This is a genomic window from Streptomyces sp. NRRL S-920, assembly GCF_000717945.1.
GTDB lineage: Bacteria > Actinomycetota > Actinomycetes > Streptomycetales > Streptomycetaceae > Streptomyces > Streptomyces alboniger.
Genome location: NZ_JODF01000006.1, coordinates 155,216 through 174,130, shown reverse-complemented (window position 1 = coordinate 174,130; position 18,915 = coordinate 155,216). Strand labels below are relative to the sequence as shown.

Genomic DNA, 18,915 nt, shown 5'->3' with positions numbered 1-18,915 from the left:
GGTCCTTGACGACTACCACTCACCGCGCGCGCGGCAGCACCACCGCACACCAGCTACGCGGCACACACCCGCCCCCCGACACGCGGGACCACACACACCAAAACGGGGACACAGAAAACCCAACCACCGGGGGCCGCTCACAACACTCCAGCCCTCCCGAGTGGTGGATTGCGCCACTGCGGTGGATGGCGACCACAGTGGCGACTTGCAACCACGAGCAGGTTGCCAGATCGTCAAGTGGGCCGTACATAGGCCTTAAGACCCATCGGCCGCCAAGATCGAATAGGCCACGAACACACTCGGCGGCCCATAAAACTTACATTCCGCAGGAGTACGAGTCAGTCAACAATGCAGGTAGGGGCGCCTTTCCGCGCCGCGCGGGCCTGCACGCGCTACGGCGCCCAATCGGGCCGCGGCCAACGGCGAAAGCTGCTGCCCGGCCCGGTGACGGCACGGCCGGGCAGCAGCAGCCGTCATGCCGCTCGGTTGTGCCGGACCGCGTAGACCGCGGCCTGGGTCCTATCGGACACATTGAGCCGGGCGAAGATCGCTTGCATGTGGTTCTTGACGGTCTTCTCCGTGATGCCGAGTGCCCGGGCGATGTGACGGTTCGTCATACCGTCGGTGAGTAAGGCGAGAACTTCGAGCTGGCGCGGCGTCAGGGCGCTGGATGGAGACTTCACGTCGGCCGGTTCACCATGATCGGTCGCCACTCCCCCCTGATGAGCGCGGGCGGTTCGAGCCTCTGCTCGTCGCGGACGCGGGCGCATCGCCGTTGCGTCCTGAGCGACGGGAATATCTGTCTGTTGGTTGGTCAGGGGGTGTGTGCGGTCTCTGTTTTGCGCAGCCATCCGTGTCTCCTTGCCCCGTGGTCGCATGGCCAGTCCCGCGCCCGGTCGGCTCCGATAGGAGGCTTCAGGCCCGGTAGTGCCCAAGCCGACTGTAGCGAAGATCGAACATGGGAGCGGGGGGTAACTGTCAAGATTTTAAGGGCATGTTGGCCCAAGAATCTTTGAGCCAGTGTTACTGCTGGCTGCGGCCGGGTGGGTTGACCCGGGCGGCAGTAGGCATGACGGCGGTCACAGGGCGCACGGGCAGGCGGCGATCAGGGGCTTTGCGCTCCGGCGCATATGACGGGTCGTCAATCTTCCTTGTTGACAAGCAATCTGACGACTGGAGCCACCCATCGGAGACGGGTTCGAACCGGCCAAAGCCGATCGCGATCGGGCCATCGCCGACAGCTCGGCTTGTTTGAGCGGAGGGCTCGATCAAGGATGAATCCGGTTCCGCCCCGGCTGCACCACGGTCCACAGGGGCATCGCCCACACCGAGACGCAACCCGTTCTCCACTTCGTCAGAGGAGCCCCACCATGCCGGAAGCGGTGCTCGACCTGGTCGGTGTCGGATTCGGACCCTCGAACCTGGCCGTCGCCCTCGCACTGGACGAAGCGGGCGCGCAGGCCGGATGCGACGCGTTGTTCCTGGAGCGGCAGCCGGCCTTCGGCTGGCACACCGGAATGCTGCTGGACGAGGCGACGATGCAGGTCTCGTTCCTCAAGGACCTGGTCACCATGCGGAACCCGGCCAGCCCGCACAGCTACCTGTGCTACCTGCGGGACCGGGGCCGACTGGCCGCGTTCATCAACCAGAAGTCGCTGTTCCCGCTGCGCACCGAGTTCCACGACTACCTCGCGTGGTGCGCCGAGCGGGTCGGTCACCTGGTGCGCTACGGCACGCAGGTGGTGGACATCCGCCCGGTGCCCGGCCCGGACGGATCCGTCGACCTGCTCGACGTCGTGGCCCGCCGCGACGGGGTGGAGGAGGTGCACCGCACCCGGAACGTGGTGCTCGCCCCCGGTCTGCAACCCTGGCTGCCGGACGGCATCGAGCGGTCGGACCGGGTCTGGCACACCTCGGAACTGCTGCACCGGTTACCGGAGTTCGAGTCCGTCGCGCCGCGCAGCCTCACCGTCGTCGGTGCCGGGCAGAGCGCCGCCGAGGCGGTGGCGCACCTGCACGGGAGGTTCCCGGAGGCCGAGGTGCGGGCCGTGTTCGGGCGCTACGGGTACAGCCCGGCGGACGACTCCCCGTTCGCCAACCAGATCTTCGACCCCGACGCCGTCGACGCGTACTACGTGGCGCCCGAGCACGTCCGCCGCCGGCTGGACGACTACCACCGCAACACCAACTACGCGGTCGTGGACCTCGAACTGATCCAGGACCTGTACGCGCGGTCCTACCGCGAGCAGGTGCGGGGCGACCAGCCGCGGCTGGTCATGATGAACGTCAGTCGGATCGCCTCGCTGTCGCAGGAGGCCGACGCGGTACGGGTGGCCGTGGAGCACCTGCCCACCGGGGAGCGGACCGAGTTCGAGACGGACGCGGTCGTGTTCGGCACCGGGTACCGCCCCGCCGATCCGCTCGCCCTGCTCGGCCCGTTGGCCGACCAGCTCAAGCTGGACGACCAGTCCCGCCCGCACCTCGACCGCGACTACCGCCTCGTCACCACCGACCGGATCCGCGCCGGGATCTACCTACAGGGCCCGACGGAGCACACCCACGGCCTGGCCTCGACGCTGCTCTCGGTCACCGCGGTGCGCGCCGGCGAGATCCTCGCGGCCGTCACGGCCGCGGTTCCCGCCCAGGTCCTCACCGCGTCCGCCCGCTGAGCGGGATCCCGGAGGCTTCCGGGAGGCCGGGCGGGTGCCCAGGAGAATGGAGACGCACGAGATGTACGTTCCGAAGATCTACCAGTCCCCGGACGCCGACGCCGTGCGGCTGATCCGCGAGTACCCGCTGGCCCTGCTGCTGACCAACGGACCCGCGGCGCCGTTCGCCACCCACCTGCCCGTGATCTTCCCGCCCGCCTCCGAGCCCGAGAAGATCGTGTCACTGAGCGGCGGCACGCTCTACGGCCACCTCAACCGGGCCAACCCGCACTGGGAGACGCTGTACGAGGAGCAGCACGCGACCCTGGTCTTCCAGGGCGCGAACGCCTACGTCTCCGCCGCCGTCTACGAGCGCACCCCGGCCGCCCCCACCTGGAACTTCGCCACCACCCACGTCCACGGCCGCATCCACCCGATGCCCGCCCGGGAGGACGCGCTCGACGTGGTGCGCTGGACGGTGGCGGCCTTCGAGGCCAAGCACGGCCTCGGCTGGGACCCGGGCCCGTCGCTCGACTACTTCGACAAGATCGTCGACGGTGTCGGCGCCTTCCGCTTCACCGTCGACTCGGTCGACACGATGCTCAAGCTCAGCCAGGAACAGGCCGCCTGCACCAGGGACAAGGTGGCCGCGCACTTCGCCGCCAGCCCGGTCGGACTGCAACGGGAGGTCAGCCACCTGATGAGGACCGCCGCCCCGACCGCCACCACCGGAGAGTGAGTGAGAACGTGACCGAAACCGCTGATGTCCTCATAGTCGGCCTGGGTGGGCTCGGCAGCGCCGCGGCCTACCACCTGGCCGCGCGCGGCAGCCGGGTGATCGGCATCGACCGGTTCGGGCCCGCGCACGCGCGCGGTGCGAGCCACGGCGAGAGCCGCGGGGTGTGGAAGGCGTACTTCATGGGCGCCGGGTACGTCCCGCTGCTCGACCGCGCCTACGACCTCTGGGACGAGCTGGCCGAGATCCGCGGCGAGACGCTGTTCCACCGCACCGGCGGGATCTGCGTCGGCCCGGCCGACGGTGCGCTCGTGCCCGCCGCGCTCGCCTCGGCCCGGGAGGCGGGCCTGGAGTTCGAGCACCTGGAGAGCGACGAGATCCGCTCGCGCTTCCCGCAGTTCAACCCCGGACCGGGTGACGTCGCCGTGTGGGACCCGTCCTCGGGATACGTGCGTCCCGAGCAGGTCGTCACCGCGCACCTCGACCTCGCCCGCAAGCACGGCGCCGACCTGCGGTTCGACGAGAAGGTGCTGGACTTCTCGGAGACCGGCAGCGGTGTGCGGGTGCGCACGGAGACCGGCGTGTACGAGGCCGACCGCCTGGTCGTCGCCGCCGGTGCCTGGGCCCCGCAGCTGCTCCCCGAACTGCGGCCGCACATCAAGGTCCTGCGGAAGGTGATGCTCTGGTTCGATCCGGTCTCGCGGACCGAGGACTTCTACGCCGGCCGTCAGCCGTACTGGGTCTGGGAGGGCGAGAACGGCACGGTCGGCTACGGCCACCCGGCCGTCGACGGCCCCTCCGGCGGCGTCAAGGCCGGGATCCACAGCGGCGGCGAGCCCGCGGACCCCGACTCCCTCGACCGCCACGTCAGCACGCGGGACGTCGAGGCCGTACGGGAGTTCCTGGCCAAGCGGATCCCGGCGCTGCCCGGCCGCTACCTGCGCAGCCGCGTCTGCATGTACGACAACTCGCCCGACATGGGCTTCATCATCGGCCCGTCGGCCCAGAGCGACCGGATCACCGTCGCCGCCGGCACCTCGGGCCACGCCTTCAAGTTCGCCCCCGCGCTCGGCGAGGTGATCGCGCAGCTGGCCACGGAGGGTGCCAGCACCCACGACATCTCCCTGTTCGACCCGCGCCGCCTGACCGACGCGAAGGCGTGACCGGCGCGGCCCGCACCGTGCACCGGGGCCTGACGATCGCCATCACCGGCACGCGTCAGGTCGAGTCGCGACGAGACGCCCTGGCAGAGCTGTTCGAACGGGTGCTCGCGCCGTTCGCCGACGGACCGGCCGCGGACCGCGGCTGGCTGCTCGGCGGCGCCGCGGGCGTCGACACCTCGGCGCTGCGCTTCCTGGCCGGTCGCGACGCCGGCCGGCTGGTCGTGGCCGTCCCCGCGCGGTGTGCCGACCAGCCGGCGGACGCACGGGAGGCGATCGAGCAGGCGCACGCCGCGGGCCGCGTCGAACGGATCGTCGAGCTGGACCACCCCGAGGGCATCGGCCCGGCCGCGTTCACCAGACGCAATCGCTGGCTCGTCGACCACAGCGACCTCGTCATCGGCTTCCCGCTGACCGGCACCGATGACGGGTCGGGCACCTGGGAGACGCTCACGTACGCGGCCGGACTCGGCAGGCCCTACCTCGTCGCCCCGCTCACCTGACCCACCCAATCCCCAACCCCTTGAGGAGAACCACATGCCCATGATCCGCGTACAGATGTTCCCCGGCCGTACCGCCGACCAGAAGGAGGCCCTCGTCAAGGAGGTGACCGAGGCGATCCAGGGGAGACCCCATCACTGCGGCGTTGTCGTCGGTTGACAACTCCCCCAAGCTCTCGGCTTCGCTCGAGCAGGGGGCGCCCCCATCGCGTTGCCGCCCCCCTCCGCCTTGCATCTCGACGCACCAGACCCCACTCACCTGCACAGAAAGGTGACCGCCACCCAAGTACGGCCTGATCCGCCGGACAGGCCCTAGGCCCGACCTGTCACACGGTCAGCCGCCGCCGGGGCACGCAGAGTCGCCCCGGCCGGCGTGGGGCCGGGGGGGTCAGCGGCCCTTCTCAGCAGGCTCCAGAATCGCCACACACTCCACATGATGCGTCATAGGAAAGAGATCAAACGCCCGCAAAGACCGCACCCTGTACCCGCCCTCCCGGAAGTACCCGAGATCCCGCGCCAGCGCCGCCGGATCGCAGGCCACGTACGCGATGCGGCGCGCGCCCAGTCCCGACAGGTGGCGTACCGTCTGCTTGCCCGCGCCCGCGCGGGGCGGGTCAAGGACGATCAGGTCCGCTTCGGTGATGCCCGTGCGCGGGAGGACCGATTCGACCTTGCCCTGTTCGATGCGGACGCGGTCGAACGCCGCGAGGTTGTGGCGGGCGTCCTCCACCGCGCGCTTGCCGGACTCGATGCCGAGGACCGCGCCCGCCTCGCCGACCCGGTCCGCGAGGGCGCCCGCGAACAGGCCGACCCCGCAGTAGAGGTCGAGGGCCGTGTCGCCCTTGCGGGGCAGCAGGCCCTGCATGACGGCGAGCATCAGCGTCTCGGCGGCCTTCGGGTGGACCTGCCAGAAGCCGCCGCTGCCGACGCGGTAGGTGCGGCCGTCGGCCCGCTCCCTGACGAAGGCGCGGCCGTGGACGCGGTGGACGCCGCCGTCCTTCTCCCCCACCCGCATCACGGAGACCGGCTTGTCCAGCTCCACGATGGGCAGGCGCGCGCCCGGCTTCGGGGCGAGGATCACCTGGCGGTCCTGGGAGCCCGTCGCCGCGATCGCCTCGATGGACGCCATGCCTGACCAGTCGCGCTTCTCGATGCCGAGTTCGGAGACTCCCTCCGCCGCGATCATGCAGTGTTCGATCGGCTCGACCTCGTGCGAGCGGTGGCGGCGCAGGCCCGCGTTGCCGTCCTCGTCCACCGCGTACTGCACGCGCGTACGCCAGGACGGGACCTCGCCGGGCGGCAGCTTGTCGCCCTCGGCCGGCATGACCGTGCCGTCCCAGCCGGCCTCCTCGGGGGTCAGGCCCGCGAGGCGCTTGAGCTGTTCGGCGATGACCTCGCCCTTGAGGCGGCGCTGCGCGCCCGGCTTCGCGTGCTGCCAGTCGCAGCCACCGCAGCGGCCGGGGCCGGCGTAGGGGCAGGGCGCTTCGACGCGGTCCTTGGAGGGCTCCAGGATGGTGACCGCGTCGGCCCTGAGGAAGCGCGCGCCCTCCTCGCCCTCGGTCACCCGTGCGATGACCTTCTCGCCGGGCAGCGTGTGCCGCACGAAGAGCACCTGGCCCTCGGCGGTACGGGCGATGCAGTGGCCGCCGTGCGCGACGGGCCCGATCTCGACCTCGTACTCCTGGCCGACCAGCGACGCGGCCGCCTGAGCGTTCCCCGCCTGCGGATTCTTCGGTTCTGCCTGCATGGCGGGGTGACTCCACAACGTAAAAGTGAGAGGGGAACGGCCGGACTACTACAGCCCACCAGTCTACGTGGGCGTCGTCCGGCCGTTCACCACAAGCGGCGCGGGAACGCGTGACGTGTCACGCCTTCTTGCTCGGCTCCCGCTCCTTCATACGCCTCGGCTTCTCCACCGGGCCCCGGCGCACCGCGCCCGGCGCGTTCCACTCCTGGCGCTTGCGGGCCCGCTTCTTCGCGGCCTCGGAGGAGTCGAGCTGGTAGGGGACCGACGTCACCATCACGCCCGGCGTGAACAGGAGGCGGCCCTTGAGGCGCAGCGCGCTCTGGTTGTGCAGCAGGTGCTCGTACCAGTGGCCGACCACGTACTCGGGGATGATCACGCTGACCACGTCGCGCGGGCTCTCCCTGCGCAGGTTCTTCACGTACTCGATGATCGGCCGGGTGATCTCGCGGTAGGGCGAGTCGAGGACCTTCAGCGGCACGGTGATGCCGCGGTGCTCCCACTCGTCCTTGAGCGCCTTGGTCTCGGCCGGGTCGACGTTGACGCTGAGCGCTTCGAGGGTGTGCGAGCGCATCAGCTTCGCGTACGACAGGGCGCGCAGCGTCGGGCGGTGGATCTTGGAGACCAGGACGATCGAGTGCACGCGGGAGGGACGCATGTTGTCGTCGGAGGGGGTCTCCGGGGCGGCGATCTCCTCGGCCACGCGGTCGTAGTGGCGGCGGATCGCCGTCATCGTCACGTAGAAGATGCACATGCCGAGCAGTGCGACCCAGGCGCCGTGCGTGAACTTGGTGACGAGTACGACCACCAGCACGAGGCCCGTGAAGAAGGCGCCGAAGGTGTTGATCGCGCGGGAGCGGATCATGTGGCGGCGCTTGTTCTGGTCCTTCTCGGTCGCCAGGTGGCGGTTCCAGTGCCGGACCATGCCGATCTGGCTGAGCGTGAAGGAGACGAAGACACCGACGATGTAGAGCTGGATGAGGCGGGTGGAGTCGGCGCCGTAGATGACGACGAGCAGGGCCGCCGCGCCCGCGAGGAGCACGATGCCGTTGGAGAACGCGAGGCGGTCGCCGCGGGTGTGCAGCTGGCGCGGCAGGTAGCGGTCCTGCGCGAGGATCGAACCGAGCAGCGGGAAGCCGTTGTACGCGGTGTTGGCCGCGAGGAAGAGGACCAGCGCGGTGGCGGCGGCCAGGATCATGAACAGGAAGCTGCCGTGGCCGAAGACGGCCTCGGCGACCTGGGAGATCACCGGGTTCTGGACGTAGTCCGCGCCGACCGGGACTCCGTTGTGGATGAGGTCCTTGCCCGGGTATTCCGCCATGCGGACCTCGGTCACCATGGCGAGGCCGATGATGCCGCAGAACATGGTGACGGCGAGGCCGCCCATGAGCGCGAGGGTCGTCGCGGCGTTCTTGGACTTCGGCTTGCGGAAGGCCGGGACGCCGTTGCTGATCGCCTCGACGCCGGTGAGGGCGGCACAGCCCGAGGAGAAGGCCCTCAGGAGCAGGAAGACCAGCGCGAAACCGGCGAGGCCCTGGTGTTCGGGCTTGATCTCGTAGTCGGCGGTGGGGGCCTTCATGGTCTCGTCCAGGACGATGCCGCGGAAGGCGCCCCACGCGATCATGATGAAGACGCCCGCCACGAAGACGTACGTCGGGATGGCGAAGAGCTTCCCGGACTCCTTCACGCCGCGCAGGTTCATCAGCGTGAGCAGGACGATGACGGCGACCGCGCAGAGCACCTTGTGCTCCACGACGAACGGGACGGCCGAGCCGAGGTTCTCGATGCCCGAGGAGATCGACACGGCCACGGTCAGGACGTAGTCGACGAGCAGGGCGCTCGCGACGGTGAGTCCCGCCTTGGGTCCGAGGTTGGTGGTGGCGACCTCGTAGTCACCACCACCGCTCGGATAGGCGTGCACGTTCTGTCTGTACGACGCGACGACGGTGAACATCAGCACCACGACCGCGACGGCGATCCACGGGCTGAAGTGGTACGCCGACACACCCGCGATGGAGAGGACGAGAAGGACCTCTCCCGGTGCGTACGCAACGGAGGAGAGCGGGTCGGACGCGAATACGGGGAGTGCGATGCGCTTCGGCAGGAGCGTTTCTCCGAGCCGGTCACTGCGCAGTGCGCGCCCGATGAGGATCCGTTTGGGCACGTCGGTCAGTTTGGACACGCAGAGGATCGTAAGCGTTCGAATGGGCGCCCGCCCACCCACCACCCCCATCTGCCCCGGTTATCTGTCCTGTGCGATCCTGCGCCGCGGCCCGCGCCTCCGCTCGCCGGATCGCCCCGGACGGCCACCAGGTGGCGCGGCCGAGCAGCAGCAGCGCGGCCGGAAGGATCATGACGCGGATCACGAACGCGTCGAGCAGCACGGCCGCCGCGAGGACGAACCCCATCTGCTTCATCTCCAGGATGTGCAGCATCACGAAGCTCGCGAAGACGGTGACCATGACGATCGCCGCGCTGGTGACGACCTTGGCGGAGGACGCGATGCCGTCGAGGACCGCCTGCCGGGTGGGTACGCCGTTCAGGGCGGCCTCGCGGATCCGGCTGACCACGAAGACCTGGTAGTCCATCGAGAGCCCGAAGAGGATCACGAAGAGGAAGAGCGGTACGCGCGAGGAGATCCCGCCGAGCGACTCGAAGGAGAGCAGGTCCTCGGCCCAGGTGCCCTGGAAGACGAGGACGAGCAGTCCGAGCGCGGAGGCCGCGGAGAGCAGGTTGAGTCCTACGCCCAGCAGTCCGAGGACGACCGAGCGGAACGCGTAGACCGTCATGCCGAAGGTCATCAGGAGCAGGAAGCCGAGGACGAGCGGCAGCTTCTCGTTCTGGTGCTGCACGTAGTCCACACCGCGCGCCACCTCGCCGGTGACGGCCGTCTCGACGCCGGGCAGCTTGCCGACGGTCGCGGGCAGATAGGTCTCGCGCACGTGGGCGAGCGAGTCCTCGGCCTTCTTGGAGTACGTGGGGTGCGCCGCGTTGAGTTCCAGGGTCGTGGTCCTGCCGTCCTCGGAGGAGCGCAGGAGCGGAGCACCTGAGGGGCGCGAGAAGAGCGGGTCGGCCTGCGCCGCGCGGTCCAGCGCCGTCAGGGCCCGGCGTACGTCGGCGGCCCGTGAGGCCTCGGCCCGCACCACGACGAGGTGCCGGACCCGCTGCTCGGGGAAGTCGTCGAGCAGCCGGTCGTATCCCTTCATCGCCGGTATCTCCCGCGAGAAGCTGTCGCGCGCCGGGTTCTTGAGGTTCATGGTCAGGGCGGGCAGCGCGAGCCCCAGCATCACGAGGACCGAGAGGCACAGGGTGAGCGCGGGGCGCTTGCGGGCGGGCGCGAGCAGGGCGCTCCAGGCGCGGCCGGGCCCCTTCTCCCCGTACGCGCGCACCGGCTTGCCCTGTGCCAGGCGCTTGGCCTCCCGGCGTTCCGTGCGCCGCCCGAGCATGACGAGCAGCGCCGGCAGCACTGTCACCGAGCTGGCCACGGCGACGGCGACGACCAGGATGGTGCCGGTGGCGAGCGAGTCGAAGATGACGTCACGGGCCAGGTAGAGCGCGGTGGTGGAGACGATCACGGCGAGTCCGGAGACGACGATCGCGCGCCCCGCCGTCGCGGCGGCGGCCTCGACCAGCGCCTCCGAGGTGAGGCGGCCGCCCGCGCGGGCCCGCTCGTCACGTTCGCGCTTGAGGTAGAAGAGCGTGTAGTCGACGCCGACGGCCATGCCGATGAGCAGGATCATGCTCATTCCGACGCCGGTGTCGGGCAGGAGGTGCGAGGCCAGCATCGCCAGCCCCATGGTCGCCGCGATCGAGGTGATCGCGAGCAGCAGCGGTACGCCGACCATGACGACCGAGCCGAAGACCACGGCGAGCGTGATCAGCGTGATGGGCAGTGTGATCGCCTCGGAGAACTTCAGGTCCTCGTTGCGCTGGTCGTCGACGCCCTTGCTGACGGAGGCGTCGCCGGTCTCCTCGATCACCAGGTCCGGGTGGGCCTTGGCCACCTGCGCGGTCTGTTCCCGCAGCGGGGGTACGTGCTCCTGATCCTCCTGCTCGGAGCCGTTCAGCTCCACCTGGATCCGCAGTACGCGGCCGTCGGCCGAGCGCACCGGGGCGGCCACGGAGGCGACCTCGGGCAGGGCCTTCATACGGGCGGTGATGTCCCGCACGGCGGCTTCGGCCTGTGCCTTGTCCAGCCGCCCCGGCTGTCCGGTCTGTCCCGGCCGTCCCTGCCGTCCCGAAGCGGCCCGGATCAGCACCTGCTCGGTGGGCCTCAGCTGGACACCGCCCTCGGCCGCCAGGGCCTCGGCCCGGCCGGCCTCGCCGACACGGAAGTCCTCCGTCGTGGCGCTGTTCATCCCCGCGGCGATCCCGCCGCCCAGACACAGCACCACGAAGACGAACCAGCCGATCACCGCCCGCCACGGGTGCAGCGCGCTCCATCGGGCCACGCGCACCGTGGCCGATCGCTTCCTCATGTCCATCCCCGCCCGCTCTCTCCGTCTGCCATGTGTAAGTGGAGACTGACAGGTGAAGGAATGAGCCGTCAACTGTCATTCGAGAGTTCGCTGACCCGGATTGACAGCGGAACCCGTCATACGTAAGCCTTGACTGACAGGTATCGGGACCAGCGCGAAGGCGGACCATGGACAGCGAGGAGCTACTGGCTTTTCTCGCGGCGGTCGGCCACGCGCAGCGCATCCGGATCATCAGCGAGCTAGCCGCCGGCCAGCTGTACGTCAGCGAACTGGCCCGGCGGCTCGGGGTGTCCCGCCCCCTGCTCTACATGCACCTCGAACGCATGGAGAAGGCGGGCCTCGTCGTCGGCCGCCTGGAGCTGTCCGACGACGGCAAGGCGCTCAAGTACTTCGAACTGGCGCCGTTCGACGTGCGGTTGAACGTGGATACGATCGTCGCGGCCGTCCAGCGAGGCCGGACGGGCGACGAAGGACAGCAATCGGACAGAGGGACGCCCTAGTGGACGACGTGATCATCCCGGTCGCATTTTTCCTGATACTCGCCGGCGCGATCGTCGCCGTCGCCTACTTCCAGACGCAGCGCAACCGCGAGCGCGACCGGCAGTACGCCGAGGCCATGCACGAGTACCGCGAGGCGGTCGAACGCGCCAGGTCGGAGCAGGAGGCGACCCGCTTGCAGCTCGTCGATCTTGGCCACCGGCTGCGGAGCGTCGAGGGGCTGCTGCGCAGCGTGGACTGAGCGCCGGGCCACCCGTCCGGGACGTGCACGGGGGTGCCCTCGGCGGACCGCGCGTGTGTAGCTTGGGCTCCGGTCTGAGACGCTTTTACCGTTCAACCTGAGCACAAAGTATTGACACAGCCGGAAGGACGGTCGTGCACATCGTCATCATGGGCTGCGGGAGAGTCGGTTCCGCTCTCGCGCAGACCCTGGAACAACAGGGGCACACGGTCGCCGTGGTCGACCAGGACCCCACGGCCTTCCGCCGTCTGGGCTCCGGATTCGGCGGCCGCCGCGTCACCGGCGTCGGCTTCGACCAGGACACCCTGCGCGAAGCCGGCATCGAGGAGGCGGGCGCCTTCGCCGCCGTCAGCAGCGGCGACAACTCGAACATCATCGCCGCGCGCGTCGCCCGCGAGATGTTCGGCATCGAGAACGTCGCGGCCCGCATCTACGACCCGCGCCGCGCCGAGGTCTACCAGCGCCTCGGCATCCCCACGGTCGCCACGGTCCGCTGGACCGCCGACCAGATGCTGCGCCGTCTGCTCCCCTCGGGGGCCGAACCGCTGTGGCGCGACCCCACCGGCGGCGTCCAGCTCGCCGAGGTGCACGCCTCACCGGCCTGGATCGGGCACAAGATCAGCCGGCTCCAGGAGGAGACCGGCGTCCGCGTGGCCTTCCTCACCCGGCTGGGCGAGGCGGTCCTGCCGTCCTCGCAGACGGTCCTCCAGGAGGGCGACCTGGTGCACGTGATGATGCGCACCGATCAGGTCGACAAGGTCGAAGCGGCGTTCGCCGAAGGCCCCGAGGAGGGCGGTCACTGATGAGGGTCGCCATTGCCGGAGCCGGCGCGGTGGGCCGCTCCATCGCCGGTGAGCTTTTGGAGAACGGCCACGAGGTCCTTCTCGTCGACAAGGCGCCGACGGCCATCTCCGTCGAGCGCGTCCCGCAGGCCGAGTGGCTGCTCGCCGACGCCTGCGAGATCACCTCCCTGGACGAGGCGGCGCTCCAGCGCTGCAACGTCGTGATCGCCGCGACCGGCGACGACAAGGTCAACCTCGTCGTCTCCCTGCTCGCCAAGACGGAGTACGGCGTCCCGCGGGTCGTCGCCCGCGTGAACAACCCCAAGAACGAGTGGCTCTTCAACGAGTCCTGGGGCGTCGACGTCGCGGTCTCCACGCCGCGGCTGATGTCCGCGCTCGTCGAGGAGGCGGTGAGCGTCGGCGATCTCGTCCGGCTGTTGCGCTTCAGCCACGGCGACGCGAACCTCGTCGAGCTGACGCTGCCGCCCGAGTCGGCCCTCGCGGGCACGCGCGTCGGCGACGTCGAATGGCCCGAGGACACCTCGCTGGTGACGATCATCCGCGGTACGCGCGTCCTCGCGCCGACGCCGGACGACTCCCTGGAGGCGGGGGACGAGCTTCTCTTCGTGGCCGCGCAGGCGCGTGAGGAGCAGCTGGAGGATCTTCTTTCGGTGCGTCGCGAGAGCTAGCCCCGGGGCTCTGTACGTGGATGGGGGCGCCCGGTGATTCATACCGGGCGCCCCCATCTCGTGTGTTTTTCTGCGGGTCCGTCGGGGCCGGGCGCGCAGTTCCCCGCGCCCCTTACGGGGCGCTTTCCTGGCCCCGCGCCGCGGTCTTGCGCTCCTTCTCCGCCTTCTCGGCGGCCTCCATCTCGGCGAACACGTCGATCGGCGGCGGGGCCTTCGACAGGAAGACCCAGGTGAGGTAGACGGCGAGCAGGAACGGCGGGATCTTCAGGGCGACCAGGACCCAGCCGAACTGCGTGGTGTCCGCCCACCAGTACAGCGGGAAGAGGATCGCGCACTTGGCGAGCAGGATCAGGCCCCAGGCCCAGCTCGCCTTCGCGTACGCCTTCTTGCGGCCGGGGTTGCGGGTGCGCCAGGAGAGGTTCTCCTTGAAGACCGGGCCGAGGATCAGGCCGATCAGCGGGACGCCCGCGAGGGTCGTGATGATGTAGGCCAGGGCGAGGCCCAGGGTGTAGAGCATGCCCGGCAGGTAGAAGTCCTTGGCGTTGCCGGTCATCATCGCGAAGACCACGCCGAAGGCGACCCCGAAGACGCCGCTGAAGGCGTGCTTGACGGTGTCCTTCATGACCAGGCGGACCACCACGAGCACCACGGACACGGCGAGGGCCGCGATGGCCGCCATGTGCAGGTCCTTGTTGATCGTGAAGATGGTCACGAAGAGCAGGCCGGGAACGACCGTCTCCACCATGCCCCGCACGCCGCCGAAGGCCTCGAAGAGCGCTGCCTCGGTCACGGCCCTGGAGTCGGCGTCCTCCTGCTCCGCTTTCCCTTGGTCCGTCGGCTTGTCGAGGGACGTCACCGGCTACTCCCGTCCGAGCGGTCTGAGTTCGTACTTGGGGTTGAAGAGCACCCGGCGGCCCCGGCTCATCGAGATCCGGCCCGATGCGATCAGCTTGCGCCCCGGCTCTATCCCGACGATGGAGCGCCTGCCGAGCCACACCACGTCCAGCGCCGCGGAGCCGTCGAACAGCTCGGCCTCCAGCGCGGGGACCCCGGCTCGTGGACGCAGGGTGACCGTGCGCAAGGTACCAGTAACGGTGACTATCTGGCGGTCCTGGCAGTCACAGATGCGGACGCAACCCGCCGTCTCGGAGTCCTCACGCAGCTCCTCCGACTCCAGATCCTCCTGGGAGGAGGACAGCCGGTCGAGCATGCGCCGGAAACGGCCTGCCGGCTTTTCGGAACCAGGAACAGCACTCATACAGAAAGCGTACCGGGGGGCACCGACACGCCGGAAAGGGGTGCGCTCATCTGTGCTTGTGCCCGCTCACGGCTTATGCCCGCTCACGGCTGACTTCAACGCTCGAAGCGGTATCCCATCCCCGGCTCCGTGATGAAGTGCCGGGGATGCGCCGGGTCCGCCTCCAGCTTGCGGCGCAGCTGCGCCATGTAGACCCGCAGGTAGTTGGTCTCCGTGCCGTAGGAGGGCCCCCACACCTCCTGGAGCAGCTGCTTCTGGCTGACCAGGCGGCCGGTGTTGCGCACAAGCACCTCCAGGAGGTGCCACTCGGTGGGGGTCAGGCGCACGTCACGGCCGCCGCGGTTGACCTTCTTGGCCGCCAGGTCGACGGAGAAGTCCTCGGTGTCGACCATGATGTCGTCCTCGCCCGCGCCGGTGGGCTCGGCCCTGCGGACGGCGGCGCGCAGGCGGGCCAGCAGCTCGTCCATGCCGAACGGCTTGGTCACGTAGTCGTCGGCGCCCGCGTCCAGGGCCTCGACCTTCTCGTCCGAGCTGTGCCGCGCGGACAGCACGAGGATCGGGACGCGCGTCCAGCCGCGCAGGCCCCTGATGACCTCCACGCCGTCCATGTCGGGCAGACCGAGGTCGAGCACGATCACGTCGGGGTGGCGGGCGGCGGCCAGCTGGAGCGCCGTCGCGCCGTCGGGGGCCGCGTCCACCTCGTACTTGCGCGCCTTCAGGTTGATCACGAGGGCACGTACGATCTGCGGCTCGTCGTCGACCACGAGCACCCGGGTCATGCCGGCCTGCCTTTCTGGCTTCTGGTTCGCGGTCACTGGGTGACCTGGGCGGAGGGATCGGGGAGGTCCGCGCGGTCCGGCGGCCGCCCGGCCACCGCTCGCAGGGTGAGGACCATGGTGAGGCCGCCGCCGGGGGTGTCCTCGGCGGCGAGGGTGCCGCCCATGGCCTCGGCGAAGCCGCGGGCCACGGCGAGACCGAGGCCCACGCCCGCGCCGCGCGGAGCGTCACCGTAACGCTGGAAGGGCGCGAAGATGCGGTCCTTGGCGGCATCGGGGACGCCGGGGCCGCGGTCGACCACGCGGACCTCCACGCGCTCGCCCAGGGTGCTGGCCGACACTTTGACGGGCTCGCCCTCGGGGGCGTATTTGACGGCGTTCTCGACGATGTTCGCGACCGCCCGCTCCAGCAGGCCCTTGTCCACGGCGACCATCGGCAGCGTCTCGGGGACGTCCAGCTCCGCGCTGCCGTCGGGGACGCCGCCGAGCGCCATGGGGACGACCTCGTCGAGGTCGATCTCGCGGATCAGCGGGGTGACCGTGCCGGTCTGGAGCCGCGACATGTCGAGCAGATTGCCCACGAGGTGTTCCAGGCGGTCGGCGCCGTCCTCGATGCCGGCGAGGAGTTCGGCCTCGTCCTCGTCGGACCACTCGACGTCGTCGGAGCGCAGCGAGGTCACGGCCGCCTTGATGCCGGCCAAGGGCGTACGCAGGTCATGGCTGACGGCGGCGAGCAGCGCGGTGCGGATGCGGTTGCCCTCGGCGAGGGTGCGGGCCTGGTCGGCCTCGGACTTCAGGCGCTGGCGGTCCAGGACGACGGCGGCCTGCGCGGCGAACGCGGCGAGCACCCGGCGGTCCTCGGCGGGCAGGACACGGCCGGAGAGGGCGAGGGCCAGATGGTCGCCGACCGGCATGTCCACGTCGGCGTCCTCGGGGCGGAGCAGCGGGCGGCCGTCGCCGACGCTGCCCGCGCAGGTCCAGGGCGCGGTGTCGCCCGCGCGTTCCAGGAGCGCCACGGACTCCATGGCGAACGTCTCGCGGACCCGCTCCAGGAGGGCTTCCAGGCTGGTCTCGCCGCGCAGGACGCTGCCCGCGAGGAAGGAGAGTATCTCCGACTCCGCGCGCAGCCTGGCGGCCTGGTGGGTGCGGCGGGCGGCGAGGTCCACCACCGAGGCCACGGACACCGCGACACCCACGAAGACGGCGATGGCGACGATGTTCTTGTTGTTGGAGACCGTCCACAGGTGCAGCGGCGGCGTGAAGTAGTAGTTGAGGAGCAGGGAACCCACAGCCGCGGAGGCGAGCGCGGGCAGCAGTCCGCCGAGCAGGGCGGCGGCGACCGTCAGCGTCAGGAACAGCAGCATGTCGTTGGCGAGGCCGAGGTCGGCGTCGACGTGGGTGAGCAGCAGCGTCAGGAGCGCGGGGCCGCCGACACCCACGAGCCAGCCCCAGATGATCCGGGAACGGCCGAGGCGCGCGCCGCGGGCGACCGGCAGGCCGCGCCCCTTGGCGACCTCGCCGTGCGTGACGATGTGCACGTCCAGGTCGGGCCCCGAGTCGCGGGCGACGGTCGCGCCGACGCCCGGCCCGAAGACGTACTGCCAGGTCTTGCGGCGGGACGAGCCGAGGACGATCTGGGTGGCGTTGACCCCCCGGGCGAAGTCGAGCAGCGCGGCCGGTATGTCATCGCCGATGACGTGGTGGAAGGTGCCGCCGAGGTCCTCGACCAGGGTGCGCTGGACGGCCAGTTCCTTCGGGGAGGCGGCGGTCAGGCCGTCGCTGCGGGCTATGTAGACGGCGAGGATCTCGCTGCCCGAGCCCTTGGCGGCCATCCGGGAGGCGCGCCGGATCAGCGTGCGCCCCTCGGGTCCGCCCGTCAGTCCTACGACGATGCGCTCGCGGGCCTGCCAGGTGGAGCGGATGTTGTGCTCGCCCCGGTACTGCTGGAGGTACTCGTCGACACGGTCGGCGACCCACAGCAGCGCCAGCTCGCGCAGGGCGGTGAGGTTGCCGGGCCGGAAGTAGTTGGAGAGGGAGGCGTCGATGCGGTCGGGCTTGTAGATGTTGCCGTGGGCCATGCGGCGGCGTAGCGCCTGGGGCGACATGTCGACCAGCTCGATCTGGTCGGCGCGGCGCACCACTTCGTCGGGCACCGTCTCGCGCTGGCGTACGCCGGTGATCGACTCGACGACGTCGCCGAGGGACTCCAGGTGCTGGATGTTCACCGTCGAGACGACGTCGATGCCCGCCGCGAGCAGTTCCTCGACGTCCTGCCAGCGCTTGGCGTTGCGGGAGCCGGGGACGTTGGTGTGGGCGAGTTCGTCGACCAGGGCGACGGCGGGGGCGCGGTCGAGGACCGCGTCGACGTCCATCTCGGTGAAGGCCGTGCCGCGGTACTCCAGGTCCTTGCGGGGCACCTGTTCGAGGCCGTGCAGCATGACCTCGGTGCGCGGACGGTCGTGGTGCTCCACGAAGCCGACGACACAGTCGGTGCCGCGCTCCACGCGCCGGTGCGCCTCGGAGAGCATGGCGTACGTCTTGCCGACGCCCGGTGCCGCACCGAGGTATATCCGAAGCTTGCCGCGTGCCATGGCCCCATTGTCTTCCCGAAACAACTGTGTACGCAGCGTCGACCTTACGGCCAACAATTCCGGCATCGCGGACAAGGGGGTGCGGGGCCGGCGTCCTTGACAGAACCCTGATGCCCGCCGGGGTCAGTGCTCTCAGCGCTCTCAGCGCTCCACAATCTCCCCGTCGCGCAGTTCGAGGACCCGGTCGGCCAGATCGAGCAGCGCCGCGTCGTGCGTGGCCACCAGGGCGGTGACGCCCTCGCCGCGGACGACCGCGCGCAGCAGTTCCATCACGGTGAGCCCGGTCTCCGCGTCGAGCTGCCCGGTGGGCTCGTCGGCGATCAGCAGGGAGGGCTTGTTGGCGAGGGCGCGGGCGATCGCCACGCGCTGCTGCTGCCCTCCGGAGAGTTCGCCGGGCCGCTGCCGGGCGTGGTCCGCGAGGCCGACGAGCGCCAGGAGCAGGGCGACGCGTTCCTCCCGCGCGCGTGGGTCGGTCCTTTTCAGCCGCAGCGGGACGCCGACGTTCTCGGCGGCGGTCAGGATGGGGATGAGGCCGAAGGACTGGAAGACGAAGCCGAGACGGTCGCGGCGCAGCTCAAGGAGGCCGCTCTCGGCGAGGCCCGCGAGCCGCACGCCGTCCACGGTGATCTCCCCCCGGTCGGGGGTGTCGAGTCCGCCCACGAGGTTGAGCAGGGTCGTCTTGCCGGACCCGGAGCGGCCCTTCAGGGCGACGAGTTCGCCGTGCGGGACGGCGAAGGAGACGCCGCGCAGGGCGTGCACGGCGGCGGCCCCGGCGCCGTACGTACGGTGGAGGTCCTCGACGAGGACCATGGCC

18 protein-coding genes are annotated in these 18,915 nt (G+C 70.2%); 9 read left to right on the top strand and 9 right to left on the bottom strand.

The genetic code is table 11. The features are described from left to right. Positions 1-473 precede the first annotated feature (473 nt). The gene (locus IG54_RS40050) at positions 474-851 is read right to left on the bottom strand and encodes a response regulator transcription factor (RefSeq protein ID WP_234336042.1); all 378 of its coding nucleotides are present in this window, start codon (positions 849-851) and stop codon (positions 474-476) included. Between the two features lie 519 nt (positions 852-1,370). On the opposite strand from IG54_RS40050, the gene IG54_RS0107375 reads away from it, so the two are divergent. The 5 genes from IG54_RS0107375 to IG54_RS43550 are packed head-to-tail and all read left to right on the top strand — an operon-like array spanning position 1,371 to position 5,204. Then, the gene (locus IG54_RS0107375; RefSeq protein ID WP_030778752.1) at positions 1,371-2,669 is read left to right on the top strand and encodes a lysine N(6)-hydroxylase/L-ornithine N(5)-oxygenase family protein; all 1,299 of its coding nucleotides are present in this window, start codon (positions 1,371-1,373) and stop codon (positions 2,667-2,669) included. A gap of 46 nt (positions 2,670-2,715) precedes the next feature. Then, complete coding sequence (locus IG54_RS37725; RefSeq protein WP_234336040.1) at positions 2,716-3,387, top strand: FMN-binding negative transcriptional regulator; 672 nt, start codon at positions 2,716-2,718, stop codon at positions 3,385-3,387. Continuing rightward, a complete protein-coding gene (gene solA / locus IG54_RS0107365) occupies positions 3,384-4,547 on the top strand; it encodes an N-methyl-L-tryptophan oxidase (protein WP_234336039.1) in 1,164 nt (387 codons plus the stop codon). Before IG54_RS37725 ends, solA begins: the two co-directional genes overlap by 4 nt. Then, positions 4,544-5,047 carry a DNA-processing protein DprA gene (locus IG54_RS0107360; RefSeq protein ID WP_051819325.1) on the top strand — a complete coding sequence of 168 codons (504 nt, stop codon included), beginning with the start codon at positions 4,544-4,546 and terminating at the stop codon, positions 5,045-5,047. The genes solA and IG54_RS0107360 overlap by 4 nt, the downstream gene beginning before the upstream one ends. A 34-nt stretch (positions 5,048-5,081) precedes the next feature. Then, positions 5,082-5,204, top strand: coding sequence for a tautomerase family protein (locus IG54_RS43550; protein WP_106976962.1), 123 nt, complete (start codon positions 5,082-5,084; stop codon positions 5,202-5,204). Between the two features lie 228 nt (positions 5,205-5,432). Here the strand turns inward: IG54_RS43550 and IG54_RS0107350 are convergent, their stop codons facing one another. The 3 genes from IG54_RS0107350 to IG54_RS0107340 form a co-directional block, all read right to left on the bottom strand. Next, entirely contained in the window at positions 5,433-6,791 is a 1,359-nt protein-coding gene (locus IG54_RS0107350; protein WP_030778744.1) for a class I SAM-dependent RNA methyltransferase, read from the bottom strand. A gap of 118 nt (positions 6,792-6,909) precedes the next feature. Beyond that, a complete protein-coding gene (locus IG54_RS0107345; protein WP_030778754.1) occupies positions 6,910-8,970 on the bottom strand; it encodes an APC family permease in 2,061 nt (686 codons plus the stop codon). Beyond that, a complete protein-coding gene (locus IG54_RS0107340; protein WP_078593828.1) occupies positions 8,912-11,266 on the bottom strand; it encodes an MMPL family transporter in 2,355 nt (784 codons plus the stop codon). Before IG54_RS0107340 ends, IG54_RS0107345 begins: the two co-directional genes overlap by 59 nt. A 167-nt stretch (positions 11,267-11,433) precedes the next feature. On the opposite strand from IG54_RS0107340, the gene IG54_RS0107335 reads away from it, so the two are divergent. The 4 genes from IG54_RS0107335 (at position 11,434) to IG54_RS0107320 (ending at position 13,476) form a co-directional block, all read left to right on the top strand. Further along, on the top strand, positions 11,434-11,766 hold the full coding sequence (locus IG54_RS0107335; RefSeq protein ID WP_030778740.1) for an ArsR/SmtB family transcription factor: 333 nt from the start codon (positions 11,434-11,436) through the stop codon (positions 11,764-11,766). After that, a complete protein-coding gene (locus IG54_RS0107330) occupies positions 11,766-12,005 on the top strand; it encodes a hypothetical protein (protein ID WP_030778738.1) in 240 nt (79 codons plus the stop codon). Before IG54_RS0107335 ends, IG54_RS0107330 begins: the two co-directional genes overlap by 1 nt. A 134-nt stretch (positions 12,006-12,139) precedes the next feature. After that, a complete protein-coding gene (locus IG54_RS0107325; protein ID WP_030778736.1) occupies positions 12,140-12,808 on the top strand; it encodes a potassium channel family protein in 669 nt (222 codons plus the stop codon). Further along, a complete protein-coding gene (locus tag IG54_RS0107320) occupies positions 12,808-13,476 on the top strand; it encodes a potassium channel family protein (RefSeq protein WP_030778734.1) in 669 nt (222 codons plus the stop codon). Before IG54_RS0107325 ends, IG54_RS0107320 begins: the two co-directional genes overlap by 1 nt. Positions 13,477-13,588: 112 nt before the next feature. Here the strand turns inward: IG54_RS0107320 and IG54_RS0107315 are convergent, their stop codons facing one another. From IG54_RS0107315 to IG54_RS0107295, 5 genes are all read right to left on the bottom strand, one after another. After that, entirely contained in the window at positions 13,589-14,332 is a 744-nt protein-coding gene (locus IG54_RS0107315; protein WP_030778732.1) for a DUF3159 domain-containing protein, read from the bottom strand. Positions 14,333-14,335: 3 nt separating this feature from the next. After that, on the bottom strand, positions 14,336-14,734 hold the full coding sequence (locus IG54_RS0107310; protein ID WP_078593814.1) for an OB-fold nucleic acid binding domain-containing protein: 399 nt from the start codon (positions 14,732-14,734) through the stop codon (positions 14,336-14,338). Between the two features lie 95 nt (positions 14,735-14,829). Next, on the bottom strand, positions 14,830-15,513 hold the full coding sequence (locus IG54_RS0107305) for a response regulator (protein ID WP_030778727.1): 684 nt from the start codon (positions 15,511-15,513) through the stop codon (positions 14,830-14,832). A 32-nt stretch (positions 15,514-15,545) separates the two neighbouring features. Further along, positions 15,546-18,101, bottom strand: a complete 2,556-nt coding sequence (locus IG54_RS0107300; protein ID WP_030778725.1) for a sensor histidine kinase — start codon at positions 18,099-18,101, stop codon at positions 15,546-15,548. A gap of 141 nt (positions 18,102-18,242) precedes the next feature. Continuing rightward, a complete protein-coding gene (locus tag IG54_RS0107295) occupies positions 18,243-18,911 on the bottom strand; it encodes an ABC transporter ATP-binding protein (RefSeq protein ID WP_030778723.1) in 669 nt (222 codons plus the stop codon). Positions 18,912-18,915 lie beyond the last annotated feature (4 nt).

Bases quoted from the DNA above. Each gene is read 5' to 3' on its own strand.
- IG54_RS40050 (WP_234336042.1), bottom strand. From the start codon at position 851: ATGGCTGCGCAAAACAGAGACCGCACACACCCCCTGACCAACCAACAG.
- IG54_RS0107375 (WP_030778752.1), top strand. From the start codon at position 1,371: ATGCCGGAAGCGGTGCTCGACCTGGTCGGTGTCGGATTCGGACCCTCG.
- IG54_RS37725 (WP_234336040.1), top strand. From the start codon at position 2,716: ATGGAGACGCACGAGATGTACGTTCCGAAGATCTACCAGTCCCCGGAC.
- IG54_RS43550 (WP_106976962.1), top strand. From the start codon at position 5,082: ATGCCCATGATCCGCGTACAGATGTTCCCCGGCCGTACCGCCGACCAG.
- IG54_RS0107350 (WP_030778744.1), bottom strand. From the start codon at position 6,791: ATGCAGGCAGAACCGAAGAATCCGCAGGCGGGGAACGCTCAGGCGGCC.
- IG54_RS0107340 (WP_078593828.1), bottom strand. From the start codon at position 11,266: ATGAGGAAGCGATCGGCCACGGTGCGCGTGGCCCGATGGAGCGCGCTG.
- IG54_RS0107335 (WP_030778740.1), top strand. From the start codon at position 11,434: ATGGACAGCGAGGAGCTACTGGCTTTTCTCGCGGCGGTCGGCCACGCG.
- IG54_RS0107320 (WP_030778734.1), top strand. From the start codon at position 12,808: ATGAGGGTCGCCATTGCCGGAGCCGGCGCGGTGGGCCGCTCCATCGCC.
- IG54_RS0107310 (WP_078593814.1), bottom strand. From the start codon at position 14,734: ATGAGTGCTGTTCCTGGTTCCGAAAAGCCGGCAGGCCGTTTCCGGCGC.
- IG54_RS0107305 (WP_030778727.1), bottom strand. From the start codon at position 15,513: ATGACCCGGGTGCTCGTGGTCGACGACGAGCCGCAGATCGTACGTGCC.
- IG54_RS0107300 (WP_030778725.1), bottom strand. From the start codon at position 18,101: ATGGCACGCGGCAAGCTTCGGATATACCTCGGTGCGGCACCGGGCGTC.
- IG54_RS0107295 (WP_030778723.1), bottom strand. From the start codon at position 18,911: ATGGTCCTCGTCGAGGACCTCCACCGTACGTACGGCGCCGGGGCCGCC.